This is a genomic window from Paenibacillus faecalis, from assembly GCF_900289175.1.
Taxonomy (GTDB): domain Bacteria; phylum Bacillota; class Bacilli; order Paenibacillales; family Paenibacillaceae; genus Paenibacillus_AQ; species Paenibacillus_AQ faecalis.
The window spans coordinates 409917-427982 of sequence record NZ_LT985747.1 but is presented as its reverse complement, the minus strand read 5'-3'; the positions used below and the strand labels follow the sequence as shown (position 1 = coordinate 427982).

Here is an 18066-nt window from a genome sequence, read left to right as displayed (position 1 = left end):
AGTTAAGGGGCCGGCATTCACGGAGGTGAGATTGTGATGCCGGTAGGATTTGAGGATAAGAAGTTAAGAACAGCTTGTCCAGTCAAATGTGTTGAAATTTTGTTGGTCCATCATTGGTTGGTGTTTGAATTGGATGATTTCGCGGATATATTCTTCAGTTAAGTCTTATACCGTTTAATATTTTCGTTCATTTGCGAGATGATGGCCCAAAACAATTTCATTTGTTCCGGATCAATACCTTCGGTCATAAGACGTTCGCACTCTTGCTCAATAGGAATAGTTGATTCAATCAGCTTTTTTCCCTTTTCGGTAACATGGAGCAAAAAAGCTCTACGGTCCTGTTGCGAAATTTCTCGCCGGATAAGGCCTTTTTTTACTAGTAAATCGAGTATGCGCGTTGTAGTCGGCTGATCTTTACCGACTCTCGTTGCAACCTCTTTCTGATTTAATCCTGTATGGATTGCAATCTGATTCAGAACAGTCCACTGCTCTGGTGTAATGGCAAAAGGTTTTAAATTGTTAGCTAACAGATTCATCGCCCGGCGGTAAGTGTAGCCTAACTGAAATCCGCTTGAGGGACTAGTCTCAGAATTCTTCAACAAAACATCCCACCGTTTTCAACTTGTTTTTTCAAAGAAAATAATAGTTGTCTGGACAATTATATATATAACAAGTGAATATTGTCAACAATTTGTCTATTTTCAGATGATAGATTTCCCGAATTTATGCGTTATTCTGTTAACATACAGTGAGCATTGTCCTGGAATGTTTTGAGTATTTTGTCTATAATTTTAAAAAAGAGTTAAGAAAAAGGAGGGGGAAATTTGGGGGAGAGTAAACGAAGACAGTCCAAGCCGTCCGCTTCACGCCCAAAAACATCCAATTCGGTTAACCCGCAGCGTAAAAAGCTTTTTATCGGAATTGCTTTGAGTCTGCTTTTTGTTGCGGCATTAACGACTTTATTTATTTTAAGCAATCAACCAGGCGAAGAAGAGGGGATGAAATACCCTGATCTTCAAAAGGTACAAGCGGGAGAAGTGCCTGACGACTTTGATGTTGCCAATCAACCGATGCTGGGAGACCCTTCAGCGCCCGTTCAATTTGTTCTTTTTTCAGATTATAAATGCTCTTATTGTAAATTATGGGCGGAAGATGTACTTCCTCAAGTGAAAACGGAGTATGTCGACACAGGAAAGGCCAATTTCGTTTATGTAGATATGGCATTTCTCGCTCCTGACTCTGTACTGGCTGCATTGGCCGGAGAGACGTTGTATCAAATGGATGAGTCTTATTTCTGGAAGTATCATGATCTGATGACGGAGCGTCAAGGTGATCCTAGCAAGCAATGGGCGACCTATTCCTTCATTACCAATCTGGTAGAGGAGGAAATGCCAGAAGTGCCGCTTGAACAATTTAAAGAAGATCTGAAATCTGAAAAATATATCAAGAATATCAAACGTGATCTGGATATTGCGGATAAGCAAGGGGTTGAAGGGACCCCGACTGTTTTTATTAACGGTCAGAAGTTCGAATATCCTTCGTTTGAAGAAATAAAGGCATATATTGATGAAAATGTGAAGTGAAATATACGGTAAGAAATGAAGCCAGATGCATGGAGAGATGCGTCTGGCTTTTTGTGTGATTCTAAAAATTTTCATAAGGAATGATGACAGGGATTGACTAAAAAATGTGGAATAAAAGAGGTATAGTCTAAACACAGCCTTAACAATTGAAGGCTATGATAAAAGTTAAACCGATAAAAAATCAGGAGGGGTATAATATGTCACAAATTATTAATTTTGCGCACCGGGGAGCATCAGGAGTATGTCCGGAAAATACGATGGCTGCATTCCGCAAGGCGTTGGAGCTTGGAGCAACAGGAATTGAAACCGATGTTCAGATGACCAAGGATGGAAAATTGGTCCTCATACATGATGAAACACTTCAGCGGACGACGGGTGTGCAAGGATGGGTCAAGGATTATACGCTTGAAGAAATCCGGAAGCTTGACGCAGGTTCCTGGTTCAGTGAGGAATTCCGTGGAGAACGGATACCTACACTGGAGGAATTGCTGGAGCTTACTAAAGACCGGGGGACGATTGTCAATATCGAATTGAAAATCGGTGCTGTGCAATATCCGGGTTTGGAAGAAAAGGTGATCGAAACGATTCGATCTTTCGGAATGGAGAAACAAATTGTCATTTCCAGCTTTAATCATTATTCACTCGTAAAATGCAAATCCATTGCTCCTGAGATTCACACAGGCATTTTATATATAGAAGGGTTGTATAAGGCTTGGGAATACGGTCAATCTGTAGGTGCCGATGCACTGCATGCTCTAAAATATGCCGTACTGCCTGAGTGGGTTGAGGAAGCCAGAGCTTGCGGGATCGTATATCACCCTTGGACGGTCAATGAACCAGAGGAAATGAAGCGTCTAATTGCTGCTAAAGTAGCTGGCATTATTACCGATTATCCGGATATGCTTAACGAGCTGCTGCGCACTGAAGGGGTGTGAATATGTGAAAAAGACATGGCTGTTAGGATTCGGTTTTTTCAGTATAAGTATAACCTGGGCATTGTATAACGCTTTCGTTCCCTTTTTCTTAGAGAGATACATTTCGAGCGTTGCATGGATCGGATTTTTTATGACCATCGATAATTATTTTGCTCTGTTCTTACAGCCATGGATCGGCAGCCGCAGCGACCGAACTCATACACGCTTCGGAAGAAGAATGCCTTTTTTAATGATCGGAATGCCGCTCGGCGCCTTATTTACAGCGATGATTCCATTTCACACAAGCTTTATAACTTTAATGATGTTCATGGTTCTTATGAATCTTGCCATGAGCTTATACCGCTCACCAACGGTTGCTCTTATGCCCGATATTACAGCTGAGAAAAACAGGACCCGGGCCAACGGCATTATAAATTTTATGGGCGGGCTTGGTTCCATTCTTGCCTTTGGTGCGGGCTCCATATTGTATAAAGCACATCCTTCGTTTCCGTTTATTGCCGCAGCATGTGTTACGTTGATCTCATTGTTTATTTTGATGCATTTTATTAAAGAGAAACGGGATGCTCCACGATATGCCGCACAGACCGAAGCCAAAGCAAAGGTATCGTTTAAGGGCCAGTTGAACCGGACAACGGTCTTTTTGCTCCTGGCGATCTTCTTCTGGTTTGTTGCCTATCAAGGTGTTGAAACGCTGTTTACTTTGTATGGTAAAAATGAAATGGGATTGACAGAAGCAGAAGCATCGTTTTCACTGACCTTCTTTTCACTGGCTTTCGTGTTGTTTGCGATCCCAAGCGGGTGGCTTGGGGCGAAATTCGGAAAAAAGCGGGTCATTCTAATCGGCGTTACAGGACTTTTGCTCATCTTTGTATCTATTCCATTTATCGATTCGTTGCTGTTCCTTCGCATTTTTTTGACTCTCGGAGGCTTGTTATGGGCATGCATTAACATCAACTCTTACCCGTTCATCGTTTCCACAGGAACGGAAGAGAGTATTGGTACACGCACGGGTATGTATTATTTAGTATCTTCACTGGCCGCTGTTTCTTCACCTCCGCTACTGGGTCAGCTCATTGATGTGCTGGGGTATTCTGTTTTGTTCTATAGCGCTGCTGTCAGTATGCTGCTTGCTTTATTCTGTATATCGATGATACGGCATCCCGAGCAAGTGAATCATTCCGAGAACCAAGAGACGGCAGCCACTTGACAATGTATTAAATATACTATTAATTGTTTAAAAATGAAGAAACTCCTGTTACAATAACGAAAAGTCAAAATATCAGGAGGCGTAACATGACACAAAAGATAAGAGTGGGGATTGTTGGATACGGAAACCTGGGTCGCGGAGTAGAGAAAGCGATTAAGCAGAACAGCGATATGGAGCTGATCGCCGTGTTTTCAAGACGTGATCCTGAAAGTGTTTCTTCGGAAGCAACAGCAGTACATATTTCTGAGATTGACAACTTTAAAGAACAGATTGATGTACTCATTCTTTGTGGCGGCTCTGCCAAGGATTTGCCGGAACAGGGACCGGCATTGGCAGGTTTGTTTCACACGGTAGATAGCTTTGATACACACGCAAAAATACCTTCTTATTATGAAAGTGTTGACGCCGCCGCACGCCAGGGCAATAAAATCAGCGTCATCTCAACAGGTTGGGACCCGGGATTGTTCTCCTTGAACAGATTGCTGGGAGAAGCTATTCTTCCAGAGGGAAATGAATATACATTTTGGGGCAAGGGTGTGAGCCAAGGCCATTCTGATGCGATCCGCCGTGTCCCTGGAGTGAAAAATGGAGTGCAGTATACGATTCCTCGCGAGGCGGCCGTTGAGCGGGTACGCAGCGGTGAAAATCCAGAGCTGAGCACCCGGGAGAAGCACCTGCGGGAATGCTATATCGTTGCTGAAGAAGGAGCAAACCTAGCTGCGATTGAGACCGAAATTAAAGAGATGCCGAACTATTTTGCTGACTATGATACGGTCGTGAACTTTATTAGTGAAGAAGAACTGAAACGTGACCATGCAAGCATGCCTCATGGCGGCACCGTGCTGCGCAGCGGCCGAACGGGGGAAAGCAGCAATCAGATTATCGAATTCGGTCTGAAGCTGGATAGCAACCCTGAGTTTACAGCAAGTGTGCTTGTTGCATATGCACGTGCTGCTTATAAGCTCGGACAAGCTGGTGAAGCTGGAGCACGAACTGTATTTGACATTCCATTCGGATTATTGTCCCAGAAATCTCCGGAGCGGCTTCGCAAAGAACTTCTATAATAGTTTATTTGATGCGCCTGTGCCCTTTTTGGGAACGGGCGCTTTTTAAGAGGCCTTGCAGACAAGGGGCAAGCGACTCATAATGGAATAAAGATTTTGAGCATACCATGCTCTTATTTTTTGCTTGTAAGCTTGGAGGGATGTTGTGCAGCTACTGGCTATGCTAACAATGCTGATTGATCATGTCGGTCTTGTCTTTTTTTCTGGACAGGAGGTTTGGCGGATCATTGGACGTATCGCATTTCCCTTGTATGTATACGCATTGGTTCAGGGATACATCCATACTTCATCAAGACGCCGATATATGTTTCGTCTAGGTTTTATCGCTCTATTATCCCAAATTCCCTATCAGCTTGCGATCAATCCGCTCGGATTGAATGTGGTCGTATCCCTTTTGGCTGGTGTGATTATACTGCGCTTACTGGATTATTCCGATTCACAAATACTCTCCTTCGGAATAATAACTATCGCAAGTTTGATCATGGAGATGTTTCCTTTTGACTATGGAGCGTATGGTTTAATGCTGATTTTAATATTCCGGTATTCTCCAGCTCAGTGGCTTGTACCGTGGCATCTGATGCTGAATATGCTGTTCCTCGTTTTAAATGGATGGGACTTGCAGCTATGGAGTGTGCTGCCGACGATGTTTATCGCATACGGTCCGACTTTGTGGAAGCGGATTGAATCGTTTCGAGTTCCTTCTTGGTTATGGAGATCGTTTTATCCGCTCCATATGTTACTTCTAGCCTTGATTCAGTTGTGGAGATAAAAAAGATATGGCAGATGATTCGGCTTTTCGGAATAAAAAAATAGATCATGTAAGGCGGCAGGCTGCATAACATTTCTGTGCTTCTTGCTGAATATACCCTTATATATGATGAGCAACAGAATAGATGGGGTTAACCTCTCTTCTGAGAGGGTAATGAAAACAAAAAAAGGGGCGAAAGGAGTTGTGCGAAAGTGAAAACGATAACGATCGGAAATACAGTGATCTCTGTCTTATCGGGTGATATTACCGCTTGGACGGGTGATATTATCGTAAACGCGGCGAATTCCGGTCTGTTGGGTGGCGGCGGTGTAGACGGTGCCATTCATCGGGCAGGCGGTCCCGAAATTATGGAACAGTGCAAGGAAATTCGTAAGCTCCAAGGGGGGTGTCCTCCAGGTCATGCGGTTATTACGGCCGCAGGCAATCTGGACGCGAAGCACGTTATACACACTGTCGGTCCAATATGGGAAGGTGGAGGACGAAGGGAAGCACAAACTTTGGCGGAGTGTTACCGAAGCAGTTTGAAGCTGGCGAATGAAGTGAGTGCTCGCAGCATTGCGTTTTCGAATATCAGTACCGGTATTTATGGATATCCCAAATCACCTGCTTGCGATGTCGCTTTGAAAGCGGTCACCGAATATGTTAGAGAAGATCAGGATAATCGCCTGGAGCAGATTGATTTCGTATGCTTCGACTCAGATAATTTGGAATTGTATATGAAGCGGTTGGAACAATATGCGTAATAACCGGCATCTAGTTTCAACATGATCATGATGCCGGTTGTGAATACGACTGACCAAAGGAGAAAAGCACCATGGATATGAAGAAGAATGCCGCAGAAAAGGCAGTGGAAAGTATCCAAGATGGGATGAAGATCGGCCTCGGTACCGGTTCTACAGCTTACTGGGCCATCGTTCGAATTGGAGAACTTGTAAGGGAAGGGCTTAACATTGAAGCAGTAGCCACGTCCAAGGCTTCCGAATTATTGGCGTTGGAGCATGGAATTACATTAACTCCGTTTCAGCAAATCGGCAGATTGGACCTTGCGATTGATGGAGCAGATGAACTAGATTCACAGCTTCGACTGATCAAGGGAGGCGGAGGTGCTCTGCTTCGGGAGAAAATCACCGCCTTTCATAGCGATCAGCTTCTGATCGTGGCCGATGAAAGCAAGTCGGTTTCGGCGTTAGGGACATTTCCGCTGCCTGTCGAGATAGTTCCTTTTGCAAAGGAATGGACTTGTGACGCGATTGAAAGTTTAGGCTGCAGCGTGCAGCTGCGGAAGGATGAAAGCGGAGATTTATATGTAACAGATAATGGAAATTATATTGTGGATTGTAATTTTGGTATAATAAACTATCCAGAACAGCTTCAGCAACATTTGAAGAGGATTCCGGGTGTGGTGGAGCATGGTTTATTCATTGGTATGGCAGATAAGGCATTCATTGGACGAAGTGACGGAGCTGTAGATGTTATGGATAAAAAACCAGCAGCCAATAACTCGGGATAATTGATTTCGGAGGGTAAAAAAAGCATGTCAGATAATCTGGAACACGAAGATTTGTCATTATATTTATTTGTAGTGCTTTCAAGAGCCTACGACTCCGTTATGGCTCATTCCAATCGGAGTATTCAAAGCCACGGACTAAATTCAACAGAATTTGGCGTGTTGGATGTACTGTACCATAAAGGACCTCAGCCATTGCAAAAGATCGGCGAGAAGGTTCTTATTTCCAGCGGAAATATTACGTACGTGGTGGACAAGCTGCAAAAAAAGAATTTGCTGGTCAGAAGGGCTTCTGCAGAGGATCGGCGGGTTATTTACGCTGAATTGACGAAGGAAGGCAAGGAGATGTTCGAACGGATTTTCCCCATACATAAGGAGAAGATTGCTTGTGCAGTAAGCGGCCTGACGGATGAGGAGAAAATCCAGGCATCTGTATTGCTCAGAAAGCTCGGTATCACTGCACAGGACTTGTATTAAAGTTTTAGAGATTATTTTGAAATGGGGCTGAACAATGATGAAAGACATATCCTCTCGCTTAGAGGATCTGGAGGTTAAGAAGCTCATTGCTTATTCCGTTTTCCCCGATCCGGAGCATCTGGATCAGGCGGTGGAAGCATACCGAAAGCCTGACGGATTGAAACTGTACGGGTATGAAGAAGAGGGGGTGCTTGTCGGTATCATTGGATTTGATAAAGTTGCTGATGAGCTATGGATTAAGCATATCGCGGTAACACCGGAAAATCGAGGCAAGGATTATGGCAGAGGGATGATCGTCGAGCTGATGGTGCAGCAAGAACCTGCACGTGTCATTGCAGAGACAGACGAAGAAAGCGTAGATTTTTTCCGCAGCATTGGCTTTGAGATATACAGTCTTGGGGAGACGTCCCCTGGAATCGAGCGTTTTCGCTGCGTTTATGAAGCAGAAGAGCAAGAAAACTAGTGGGGATGTTTTCGCTCACAAGGAAAGCTGATCCATAAAATATGCCATACTGAATGCTGAAGAAACCGTTCCTTTTGTAGATGGTTGGTCTTAACCTCCATTTTTACTAAAAGGTCGGTTTTTTTGTATTTTCCTACAGTAAAAATTGACAATGAATTCATAATTGAATATAGTTTGATCATAAAATAGTTTCAACATTGAACTAAATGGGACGGGAGGTGAACAGCATCGATTTAAAGCATACGGAAAACTGGATCAAGCGTTACCTTAACGCGGACATGACAGTGAACAGGCGTATTCTTGCAGATATCCGTGAAGTCATTGGTGTAGAGTTGACACGGGAACAGTATCAAGTGTTGGGCTTGATCCATCATTTTGAACGATGCACATCCACTTTTTTGGCGGATTTTTTATTTGTTGGTAAAAGCTCGATTACATCCATTATTAACAGACTGGCGGAACGGAATTTGGTCGAAAGAACACGGGATAGCACTGATCGCAGAGTAGTCTATTTAACACTTACAGAAGAAGGTCGAAGTGTATATGAGCAGACCGAGCTTCAGGTACAGTCGATCGTATCATCATATTTGACTCATTTTGATGAGGACGAAGTGGATCTTTTTATAACACTGTATGAAAAACTAGCGAATTTGATGCAGGATTATGAAAGGGGAGCAAAAGAATGAAGACGATACTCAAAGCCAGATGGGCTGTTGTTGTATTATGGCTGGCTGCTGTTTTTGTGCTGTTATTCACTGCTCCATCCATGGGGGAATTGGTTCGGGAGAAGGGACAGCTGAATGTTCCGGAAGGATATTCTTCAACTCGGGCAGCCGATTTTTTGAAGGAGATGAATGCGGACAAAGGTGGAGGGAATCTGATCCCGTCAGTTATGGTTTTTCATGATCCAGACGGCTTGGGTGAACAAGGAAAAAATCAGGTTCAAAAGGCTGTCAGTGACTTGAAAGCAGAGAAGGATGCATTAGGTATTCATTCGATTATGAATCCATTCGATGAACCGGCTCTTGAAGACAAGATGATATCCGAAGACGGAAAAACGATCATGATCGCTATTTCATCTAACAACGATATAATGACGACCAAAGAACTGAGAACGAAAATTCATACAACACTTGGCGATATCGGTGTGGAATATTATCTTACCGGCGATGCGTTGATTACAGAGGATACGATCCAGGGGTCGGAAGACGGACTTAAAAAGACGGAATACATCACGGTCATATTTATCCTTGTCATTTTATTTGCCGTGTTCCGTTCTTTCGTTGCCCCGTTTGTTCCGCTGCTGACGGTTGGTATTAGTTATTTAGTATCCCAGGGCATTGTAGCTATCCTTGTAGATACGGTTGATTTTCCGATATCAACCTTTACACAAATTTTCATGGTTGCAGTCATGTTTGGGATTGGGACAGACTATTGCATTTTGTTGATCAGCCGATACAAGGAAGAATTGATGCGGCAAGAAAACACAGCTTCAGCAATTATAGAAACCTATCGTACAGCGGGTAAAACGGTGTTTTTCTCCGGCCTTGCTGTTTTCATCGGCTTTGTGTCCATCGGGTTATCACAGTTTATACTTTACCAGTCCGCAGTAGCCGTAGCTGTTGGTATTGCCGTTATGCTCGCGGCACTGTTTACGTTGGTACCTTTTTTTATGTTGGTGCTGGGCAACAAGCTGTTCTGGCCTTCCAAAGGCTCGCTGGAGCATAAGGAGAGTAAAGTATGGGGCTATGCTGGTAAGTTTTCATTAAAGCGCCCATGGGCAGCGCTGCTCATTGTTGCCGTGATCTGCGCCCCGTTTTTGCTAACGTATAATGGACATCTGTCGTTTAACAGCATGGAAGAAATAAGCGAAGACTATGAATCCGTGAAAGGTTTTAATCTGATCGAAGCAGGATTTGGCGCAGGCCAATCTATGCCGGCGACCGTCGTCATTAAAAATGATGACCGGATGGATACCGGCGAATATATCGCTTTGACGGAAAAAATATCCCGCGAGCTTTTAAAGGTAAACGGTGTGGACTCCGTACGAAGCTTGTCTCGTCCAACTGGGGATGAAATCAAGGATTTCCACATCTCCGAGCAGGTCGGAACTTTGAATCAAGGTCTGGATCAGACGACGGATGGTTTGTCTGAAATCCAAAAAGGATTGTCTGAAGCGAGCCAAAAATTAAGTCAAAATGAACCTGAGCTTAGGGAGGCTGCTGACAGCAGCAGCAAGCTGACCCAGGGTACTGCTGAACTCCATCAGGGGATTGGAGAACTTGGGGACGCGCTGGGCCAAATACAAGCTGGTATACAGAGCGGCTCTGTCGGAGCGGGCGAACTGAAGCAAGGCTTACGGACCGCAAAAGAGAGCGCCCAGCAGCTCGCCGCTGCAAGCAATGAGCTGCTCAATGGTTACCAGCAGGCCGCGAAAGGAATATCTGCTTTAAGCACCGCGATGGCAGAGATTCAAGGCCAGCTTGACGGCGCTGCAACAGCTTTGGGCGGATTGGAGACATCCTTCCAGCGCCTTGAAGCATCCAGACCAGAGCTTCTTCAGGATGCAGACTACTTAACGATCCGCGGAACGGTTAGTGAAGCTGGCAAGGGGGCGTCCCAGCTGGCTGCGGGGCTTATGCAAATACAGCAGCAGACGAAACAGGCAGCGGACGGTTTGAATAAAGCGAATGAAGGCTTTGCCGCTGCGGTATCGGGTCAACAGGCACTTGCCCAAGGCTTCGATCAATTGATCTCAGGAATAAGCGAGCTGCAGAAAGGGCTGGATCAAGCAGCCATTGGTCAAGGCCAGATCGTCAGTAACATTCCCTCGATTCAATCTGGTATGGAGCAGCTGCAAGGTGGACAGGAGCAAATCGAGAAGGGCTTCAGTCAGTTGTCAGATCAGCTCGGCCAACTGACCGATGGGTTGGATCAAAGCGTTCGCGGTCTAGCTCAAATTAGCGGAGGACTGGATACCGCTCAGGATTATCTGACGCAAATCCAAGCCGTGCAGGATAAAGAGTTAAGCGGATTTTTTATTCCGCAAGAAGTGTTGGATCATAAGGATATGCAGCGGGCTTTTGACAATTATTTATCAACAGACCGGAAAATAATGACTATCGATGTTGTTTTCGAAGGGAATCCGTACGCTGCCGATACTTTGGACAGTGTAAAGGATATAAATGATGCGGTAGATCGTGCAGTCAAAGGAACCAAACTTGAGAATGCTGAACAGGAAATCAGTGGGGTAACCAGTACATTTGCTGATTTGAAAAAGATTTCAGATGAGGATTATAACCGGACAGTGCTCTTGATGCTAACAGGTATCTCACTCATTCTGATCGTTCTGCTGCGCTCTATTATAATGCCGATCTATCTCTTATTTTCATTGATCATTACGTACTATGTATCCATGGGAGTAACGGAATTTGTTTTTGTCGATCTGTTAGGATATTCAGGCGTTAGCTGGGCAACTCCATTCTTCGGGTTTGTCATGCTGATGGCACTTGGTGTTGATTATAGTATTTTTCTAATGGACCGATTTAACGAGAACAAATGGAAGAATGTGCAGGAAGCGATACTTCATGCCATGAGGAATATGGGGACTGTTATTTTATCAGCTGTCTTGATTCTTGGTGGTACATTTGCGGCGATGTATCCATCCGGCGTGCTGTCGATGATGCAGATTGCAACGGTTGTACTTACCGGTCTTCTGCTTTATGCACTCGTGTTTCTGCCATTCTTTGTACCTGTGATGGTAAAAATGTTCGGCAATGCAAACTGGTGGCCGTTTACCAACCGCAAAACGCATACCGATGAAAAGCATCAAGATGAAAAGCATCAAGATGTAACAATGTAACCTTCGGGAACCTCCACCCTATACGGCTTTGCCAAGCATTTTGTGGTTATAAGCGAGATATATCCCCGTTTCGGTTATAGCAGCTCCATCATATGATATTTAACATAAGCAGGTGGAGGTGAGCAGGGTGGTGTATCATTACACCGCTGTCGGTGACTCCCTGACCTTCGGGATTGGCGCGATGCCCGGCAGCGGTTTTGTGCCATTATATAAACGGATGGCAGAGAAACAACTTCAGCAGACTGTAAGCTATCACAATCTGGGGATCAATGGTTTAACGTCGGAAGCGCTGTATGAACGGGTGAGGAGAGATTCGTTGTTTCGCAGTTGTATACGAGAAGCGAATATCATTACAATTTCTATTGGAGGCAATGATCTGATTCGTGCCGTACGTTCGTCAGGAGGTCGTCCGGATAGGGGGAAGCTGGATCAGGCGATCATTCGGTGTGAGCAAAATATGTCCGGTAGTCTCGGCGTCATCCGGCAACTGAAGATGGACAGCAGACGGCCATATATGATTCGAGCGGTGGGGTTATATAATCCATACCCTTCCTGGAGGGAAGCGGATGAATATGTTATTCGATTCAATCGCTTTTTGATAGGCTTGGACTTCGGGGGCTATTTTCGAACAGCAGATGTATATTCCCGATTTAAGGGGCGGGAGCAAGAAATGCTCTCAATAGATGGTGTTCATCCAAGCACGAAAGGACATCGCGTTATTGCAGAGCAGCTCTCCCATCTTGGATATAGGCCTTTGTATTAAAGTAGGGTAACGTATTAAATGAAGAAAAGGCGTGCTTAAGGATGTGATCCTTGCGCCGCCTTTTTTTGCTTTTATTCTCGGTTGCCACCTTCTCGAACAATTTCGAAAGATCGTCAGTCCTTCCGATCTAGAAGCTGCTTTTTAGAAGGCTTCGAATCGCCCACTTGCGCTCCTGACGTTTTTTATATTTTGGCAGTGATTTGTAAATATCAACAGACTCCTTAAAGGCCTGTTTGGCTTCATCGATTCTTCCAAGGTCTTTATACACCGAGCCAAGCAGATAAAAAGCTTCGCTGGAAGAGGAATGATCAGCTTGATATTGCTGGACATAGGCGATGGCTTTTTCACGATCACTCTCTTTATACGCCTTCGCTAATCTTAAATAAGGTCGTCCGTATTTCACTCTGGGATTGAGCTCTAGAGCTTTTAAAATGTATTTTTCTCCTTGTGGAATGTTCCCTGTATGCAACAGACAAGTGCCAAGATCATCCCAATATTCTGCGGAATGCTCTGAGCTGGTACGAATGGACTCAAGCAGCTCTTGAGCTTCCTTGTATTTGCGGCGTTCGGTAAGCAGTCTTGCAAGCTCATGGCGTGAGGATACGTCACTTGGACTGTTGGCAATCGTTGTACGAAGTTTGGAGATGCTGCGCATGCGTTTGAAAGGGTGGGTAAAGCTCGGAAACAGTCCAACAAAGCGACGGTCGAGCAAATAAACGATTAGAAGTATGATCAGTATAGCTACGACCGGATTTCCCAAAATTCTCCACATCAAAAGAAATCCAATAAAATTTCCCATTCTTGTCCTCCATTAATGTAAATGTCACATAGGCTTGAAGCATCGCATGTTCACATTTAGGATATCCGCTATCTTCTTCAGGCACAGTCTAATGGAAACCGTCTATAATTTCAAGGCAGTCAATATTGAAAAACCGTATGAATAAGCCGATATAAAATGAAAGAGGTGATATGATTGGCGAACAAGGGACAGATTTTTCGTTACTACAGTCTGGAGACGAAAAAGAAGGCAGTCGCCATGAGGCTGGAAGGAATGACAAAGAGAGAAGTTGCCAGGGCCCTGGACATAACAGATATCGGTCGGCTGAAAGTGTGGATGCGAAAGTATCGGGAACACGGAGAAGAGGGGCTTATCGACCGGCGCAGACGTTCCAATACATCTGATGAGAAATCGCCGGGGGAAATGTAGCGACTGGGTTAATACAATAAATTCAGGGATAGGAGCGTCCGGTGTATATCGAACGCTTTTTTTGTTTATGAAATTATGGAATATTAGCTTTTAAAGCTGATAGGCTGATTTATCAATCTGATCATCAAAGGCACAAGCCTAGTTCATTTTTGAAGACTAGAGAATAGCATGTAGTATGTTCAAGAAAGGGAGGGATCAATATGAGTGGATTAGCTGGAGGTTGTGGATTTGGATTTGGTTCGACTATAGGTATTGTCTTGGTATTGTTCATTCTGTTGGTTATTATCTTACGCGCATTTATCTAAGTATAAGCGATGTAAGTTGTATAACTAATGTGAATGATCATCGAAGCAATGAAACCCTACCTTAACACGGTCAAGATCTACCTTGAAGTGGTCGCTTCTCAGTATTGACTGGGAAGCGACCGCTAGTTTTTGTTTGGCCAAAATCTATAACTTTTTTCAGAGTTGTTACTCTCATTAATTTCAAATTTTATTCCTCTGGAATATATTCTAATAGATCACCTGGCTGACACTCTAAAGTTTTGCAGATAACTTCAAGCGTTGAAAAGCGAATGGCCTTTACTTTTCCTGTTTTTAAGTTAGAAAGGTTGACATTAGAAATACCTGCTATTTTAGCCAGGTCATTCAATTTCATTTTTCGATCTGCTAATACTCGGTCTAAACGTATTATAATTGCCATAGTCATTCACATCCTTACAGTGTTGAATCATATTCTTCTTGGAGATAGGCTCCATAACGGAAAATATGCGAAACGATCATCAGCAATAAACCGATCATAAGTCCTGTTAAACTAATGTTCGTTAATTGAATGCTAAAGATATTTGTTACAAAAATAATGATTGATAAATTCAAAATTAGATTTCCGAGAAGGGAATATCCAATAACTGCATAAGAAAGATTTCTAAACCGAGTTGCATTTTGTACTGCAAAAGGGGTATGCGTATCCGTGATAGAAAGAAGTATATTCTTTATTTGCTTTAAACCATATAAAAATACAGGCATGAAGATAAGCATTCGAGACAAAAGGAATGTAATAAAGGCTGTTTTGGCCTGAAACCGATCTGTACTTAGTGGTTGAAGAATGCTGAAAGGAACTATAGAACTGAAGGAAAGATGATCCGATATCTTTACGCTTAATAACCAATGCGCTACACCTTTCTCAGCTTGAAATGACTCTTGGGGTACAAAACTAGCCCAAATAAGTAGTCCTATTGCAGCAACAATGAAAACAATCGTTCCTCCTATGATCAGATTCATGAATGTCATAATTTTATTTGATCTCATTTTTATTTGTTTTAAAACATCTGGATTCATTATCCTCATCACCTTCTCTGTATTGGGTTATTACATATAACATTAAAAAATTAATGATTATCGTTATTTTTTTAATTATATTACTAAATGTAATCAATGGGAACAGAGAAATCAGAAATATGTTTTCCTTGAAGTTTATAAAAAGATAAAAGCCCTTGTAGCAACTTCTTGCTACAAGGGCTTTTATCCGGGCGCCCCTTCGGGACGCCCATCATGGGAGAGGAGAAACCGGACGAAGAGCTTATGGGGAAACGTAAGTCTTCTCCGCGGTTGTCTACGACATTCATTGATGTCGATATTTCAAGGATGCCCTTCACAGGCGCAAATATACCTGTTCTTTGAAAAATATTGAAGGTGGATATGATTCATTTTTCATATGAGGGGTGATTGTGTTACCATTATCTCATAAAATGTCTTTTCGAGTGGCATTTTTCAACATTTAGAGATGGAACGGGTGAGATCGGTAGTGAGAGTAGTAGCGGGAAGTGCCAAGGGCAGGCCGCTGAAAAGCGTGGCTGGCATGGGCACCCGTCCGACGACGGATAAAGTGAAGGAAGCGATTTTCAGCATGATTGGTCCGTATTTTGAAGGGGGCAACGTTCTGGACCTGTTCGCTGGTACAGGCGGACTTGGAATAGAGGCGCTGAGCCGGGGGATGGAGCGGGCTGTGTTTATCGATATCGAGTCAAGAAGTATCGATACCATCAAAGCTAACCTGAAGTTGACAGGCTTTGAATCCAATGCTGAAATATATCGTAATGATGCGGGAAGGGCCATTAAAGTATTGGAAAAGAGAAACTATAACTTTGACCTTGTGTTTTTGGACCCTCCGTACCGGATAAAAAACGGAAATATACTTATGATAGAGATGGCATCGCGGGGGCTTCTTCGCAAAGGTGCCTTATTAGTGCTGGAATATGAGTCAAGCTATTCGTATTCCGAACATGTAAGCGGCTTTCGGCATTTACGGACAGCCGAATACGGTGAAACCGCCGTATCGATTTATGAATTTGAACAATATGAAAGCAAGTCGGAGAAGCCCGGCGAGGAGGAATAACATCAATGAAAACACAACCGAAGAACAGTACATACCGTGTAGCCGTTTATCCAGGCAGCTTTGACCCTGTAACGATGGGACATATGGATATTATTACAAGAGCATCAAAACAATTTGACCATCTGATCGTGGCCGTCCTTAACAACTTGAGCAAGAACCCGCTGTTTACGGTAGAAGAGCGCAAAGACTTGCTCAGACGTGTCACAGCGCATCTGCCGAACGTGGAGATAGACAGCTTTCGGGACTTGCTGGCCAATTATGTTCGGGAAAAAGATGCTCAAGTGATCGTGAGGGGAATACGGTCAATTACTGATTTTGAATACGAGCTTCAGCTTGCATCCACAAACCATAAGCTGAACCCTGATGCGGAAACGATATTCATGATGACAAATCCGAAATATTCTTATCTCAGCTCAAGTCTTGTCAAGGAAATAGCTCATTTTAACGGGGACACGACGGATTTGGTGTGCCCAGAAGTTGATATCGCACTCCGTCAAAAAATTAGCGAGAGAGCCGGGAAATAATCCGTGAGGCGATCACAAGCAGGCATATGAACATAAAAAAAGTGATCATTTGCCATTTCAGTACGCTATATAAATTGCTCCATAAACTTAAGACGTGCTCATGTTGAGCAGTTTGCTGCGGTGTTGTACTGAATGCAGGATGCACGGCCGAACTGATCAAGGCCGCAGGCTTCCAGAAGATGAGCGCTAAGCTGAAAGCATAAACCGTATGCAGCAGTCTTTTCCCAACGAATACCGTCCATTTTATACTGTCTGCTGGCAGAACGGACATGCTTTGAAGATGCCCGCTGATGCCGCTCCATGCCAGCACAGCCGACAGAAGGGCCAGCTGGATGGAAGTGGAGTGAAATGTGCTTTCACTGATGGTTTGTGTCCCAATATGGATCTCCAGCACGCCTGCAACGTAAGAAGACGCATACGGAAACAGATAAGTGGACAACACTTTAACAATGACCGCAAAGATCATAATAAAACCGCCGGTCATCATGAGCGTCTGGACAGAACGTGTGACGGAATCGCCAAGCAGCTTGCCGAAGCTGCGTCCATCCCGTACTCGTGCCTTGGAAGCCGCATTTGCCGCACGAAGCAGTAATGAAGCGCTTTTTGTTTGTTTTATATATTTTTTTGTCGCTACAGAGTGTCCGGTTTCGGCGCTGCCTAGCCTTGGTTGTTTGAATGAGAATGACCATGCTGCAAGCCAGCCGGCAATCCAGTGAACGATCAGCAGGAAATATCCAGCAGCAGGCTGGTGCAGTAATCCGACGCCAACCACGACCAGGATCGTCATCGGGTTGCAAAAATGAGACAGCGCGGCCAATTTTCCGGCTTCTTTGACACCAAGTTCTCCTTGTTTGATCAGGCTTGTGGAAATTTGCGCGCCTGCAGGGAAGCCGGCAATCATTCCGGTAATGAGAACGGTGCCGCCACTGCCTGATATTTTAAAAACTTTTCGCATAAAGGGATTTAGGAGGATGCCGACACCGTGAGCCCAGCCATAGGCAATAATGATTTCTATAAGGACAAGGAAAGGCAGAAGGGCTGGGAATACGATATTCCACCACAGCTTTAAAGCCTGGAGAGAGGCTTGGAAAGCAGATTCAGGCGCGCTGACGACAGCCAATACCAGCAGGAAAGCTGCAGCTCCAAGAACAATGGTAGTCCATAAGCTGGAAGATCGGTTGACGACATGACCTTTATTCATAACGATTCTCCTCTCTGCGTAAACATGGCTAGTACCACTTTATGCAGAGAAGACAACCATCAGACCATTTGCAGCTGTTGCAAATGGCAAGTGACATGCCAGAGGGAAGG

General features: G+C 44.1%; 21 protein-coding genes. 16 read left to right on the top strand and 5 right to left on the bottom strand.

All coding sequences use genetic code 11. The features are described 5' to 3' along the window. Nucleotides 1–158: 158 nt before the first annotated feature. Nucleotides 159–599, bottom strand: coding sequence for a MarR family winged helix-turn-helix transcriptional regulator (locus C8268_RS02065; RefSeq protein ID WP_106766142.1), 441 nt, complete (start codon nt 597–599; stop codon nt 159–161). 225 nt (nt 600–824) lie between these two features. Here C8268_RS02065 and C8268_RS02060 point away from each other — a divergent pair, with 225 nt between their 5' ends. The 12 genes from C8268_RS02060 to C8268_RS02005 all read left to right on the top strand — a co-directional run bounded on the left by C8268_RS02060 (nt 825) and on the right by C8268_RS02005 (nt 12630). Further along, nucleotides 825–1583 carry a DsbA family protein gene (locus tag C8268_RS02060; RefSeq protein WP_106766141.1) on the top strand — a complete coding sequence of 253 codons (759 nt, stop codon included), beginning with the start codon at nt 825–827 and terminating at the stop codon, nt 1581–1583. A 197-nt stretch (nt 1584–1780) separates the two neighbouring features. Beyond that, the gene (locus C8268_RS02055; protein ID WP_106766140.1) at nt 1781–2518 is read left to right on the top strand and encodes a glycerophosphodiester phosphodiesterase; all 738 of its coding nucleotides are present in this window, start codon (nt 1781–1783) and stop codon (nt 2516–2518) included. A 4-nt stretch (nt 2519–2522) separates the two neighbouring features. Then, nucleotides 2523–3725 (top strand): SLC45 family MFS transporter, encoded by a 1203-nt coding sequence (locus C8268_RS02050; RefSeq protein WP_106766139.1) that lies wholly within the window; start codon nt 2523–2525, stop codon nt 3723–3725. Between the two features lie 86 nt (nt 3726–3811). Beyond that, the gene (locus C8268_RS02045; protein ID WP_106766138.1) at nt 3812–4789 is read left to right on the top strand and encodes a diaminopimelate dehydrogenase; all 978 of its coding nucleotides are present in this window, start codon (nt 3812–3814) and stop codon (nt 4787–4789) included. Between the two features lie 145 nt (nt 4790–4934). After that, a complete protein-coding gene (locus C8268_RS02040) occupies nt 4935–5558 on the top strand; it encodes a TraX family protein (RefSeq protein WP_106766137.1) in 624 nt (207 codons plus the stop codon). Between the two features lie 191 nt (nt 5559–5749). Further along, a complete protein-coding gene (locus C8268_RS02035) occupies nt 5750–6301 on the top strand; it encodes an O-acetyl-ADP-ribose deacetylase (RefSeq protein ID WP_106766136.1) in 552 nt (183 codons plus the stop codon). Between the two features lie 71 nt (nt 6302–6372). Further along, nucleotides 6373–7068 carry a ribose-5-phosphate isomerase RpiA gene (gene rpiA / locus C8268_RS02030; RefSeq protein ID WP_106766135.1) on the top strand — a complete coding sequence of 232 codons (696 nt, stop codon included), beginning with the start codon at nt 6373–6375 and terminating at the stop codon, nt 7066–7068. 24 nt (nt 7069–7092) lie between these two features. Continuing rightward, nucleotides 7093–7542 (top strand): MarR family winged helix-turn-helix transcriptional regulator, encoded by a 450-nt coding sequence (locus C8268_RS02025; RefSeq protein WP_106766134.1) that lies wholly within the window; start codon nt 7093–7095, stop codon nt 7540–7542. A 34-nt stretch (nt 7543–7576) separates the two neighbouring features. After that, entirely contained in the window at nt 7577–8005 is a 429-nt protein-coding gene (locus C8268_RS02020) for a GNAT family N-acetyltransferase (protein WP_106766133.1), read from the top strand. A gap of 218 nt (nt 8006–8223) precedes the next feature. After that, entirely contained in the window at nt 8224–8691 is a 468-nt protein-coding gene (locus C8268_RS02015) for a MarR family winged helix-turn-helix transcriptional regulator (protein ID WP_234032646.1), read from the top strand. Further along, on the top strand, nt 8688–11867 hold the full coding sequence (locus tag C8268_RS02010; RefSeq protein WP_106766131.1) for an MMPL family transporter: 3180 nt from the start codon (nt 8688–8690) through the stop codon (nt 11865–11867). The genes C8268_RS02015 and C8268_RS02010 overlap by 4 nt, the downstream gene beginning before the upstream one ends. Nucleotides 11868–11994: 127 nt before the next feature. Then, entirely contained in the window at nt 11995–12630 is a 636-nt protein-coding gene (locus tag C8268_RS02005; protein ID WP_106766130.1) for a GDSL-type esterase/lipase family protein, read from the top strand. Between the two features lie 127 nt (nt 12631–12757). Here C8268_RS02005 and C8268_RS02000 read toward each other — a convergent pair whose 3' ends face one another. After that, nucleotides 12758–13429 (bottom strand): tetratricopeptide repeat protein, encoded by a 672-nt coding sequence (locus tag C8268_RS02000; protein WP_106766129.1) that lies wholly within the window; start codon nt 13427–13429, stop codon nt 12758–12760. Nucleotides 13430–13603: 174 nt separating this feature from the next. On the opposite strand from C8268_RS02000, the gene C8268_RS01995 reads away from it, so the two are divergent. Together C8268_RS01995 and C8268_RS01990 are read left to right on the top strand one after the other, a co-directional pair. Beyond that, nucleotides 13604–13837 carry a helix-turn-helix domain-containing protein gene (locus C8268_RS01995; RefSeq protein ID WP_106766128.1) on the top strand — a complete coding sequence of 78 codons (234 nt, stop codon included), beginning with the start codon at nt 13604–13606 and terminating at the stop codon, nt 13835–13837. Between the two features lie 200 nt (nt 13838–14037). Then, on the top strand, nt 14038–14142 hold the full coding sequence (locus C8268_RS01990; protein WP_106766127.1) for a sporulation protein YjcZ: 105 nt from the start codon (nt 14038–14040) through the stop codon (nt 14140–14142). Nucleotides 14143–14329: 187 nt separating this feature from the next. On the opposite strand, the gene C8268_RS01985 is transcribed toward C8268_RS01990, so the two are convergent. Both C8268_RS01985 and C8268_RS01980 read right to left on the bottom strand, forming a co-directional pair. Further along, entirely contained in the window at nt 14330–14539 is a 210-nt protein-coding gene (locus C8268_RS01985; protein WP_106766126.1) for a helix-turn-helix domain-containing protein, read from the bottom strand. A gap of 14 nt (nt 14540–14553) precedes the next feature. Then, nucleotides 14554–15174, bottom strand: coding sequence for a DUF2975 domain-containing protein (locus C8268_RS01980; RefSeq protein WP_158702653.1), 621 nt, complete (start codon nt 15172–15174; stop codon nt 14554–14556). Between the two features lie 466 nt (nt 15175–15640). On the opposite strand from C8268_RS01980, the gene rsmD reads away from it, so the two are divergent. Both rsmD and coaD read left to right on the top strand, forming a co-directional pair. Beyond that, entirely contained in the window at nt 15641–16231 is a 591-nt protein-coding gene (rsmD, locus tag C8268_RS01975) for a 16S rRNA (guanine(966)-N(2))-methyltransferase RsmD (protein WP_106766124.1), read from the top strand. Between the two features lie 5 nt (nt 16232–16236). Beyond that, complete coding sequence (coaD, locus tag C8268_RS01970) at nt 16237–16755, top strand: pantetheine-phosphate adenylyltransferase (protein WP_106766123.1); 519 nt, start codon at nt 16237–16239, stop codon at nt 16753–16755. On the opposite strand, the gene C8268_RS01965 is transcribed toward coaD, so the two are convergent. Next, nucleotides 16733–17956 (bottom strand): nucleoside recognition domain-containing protein, encoded by a 1224-nt coding sequence (locus C8268_RS01965; protein WP_106766122.1) that lies wholly within the window; start codon nt 17954–17956, stop codon nt 16733–16735. The genes coaD and C8268_RS01965 overlap by 23 nt on opposite strands. Nucleotides 17957–18066 lie beyond the last annotated feature (110 nt).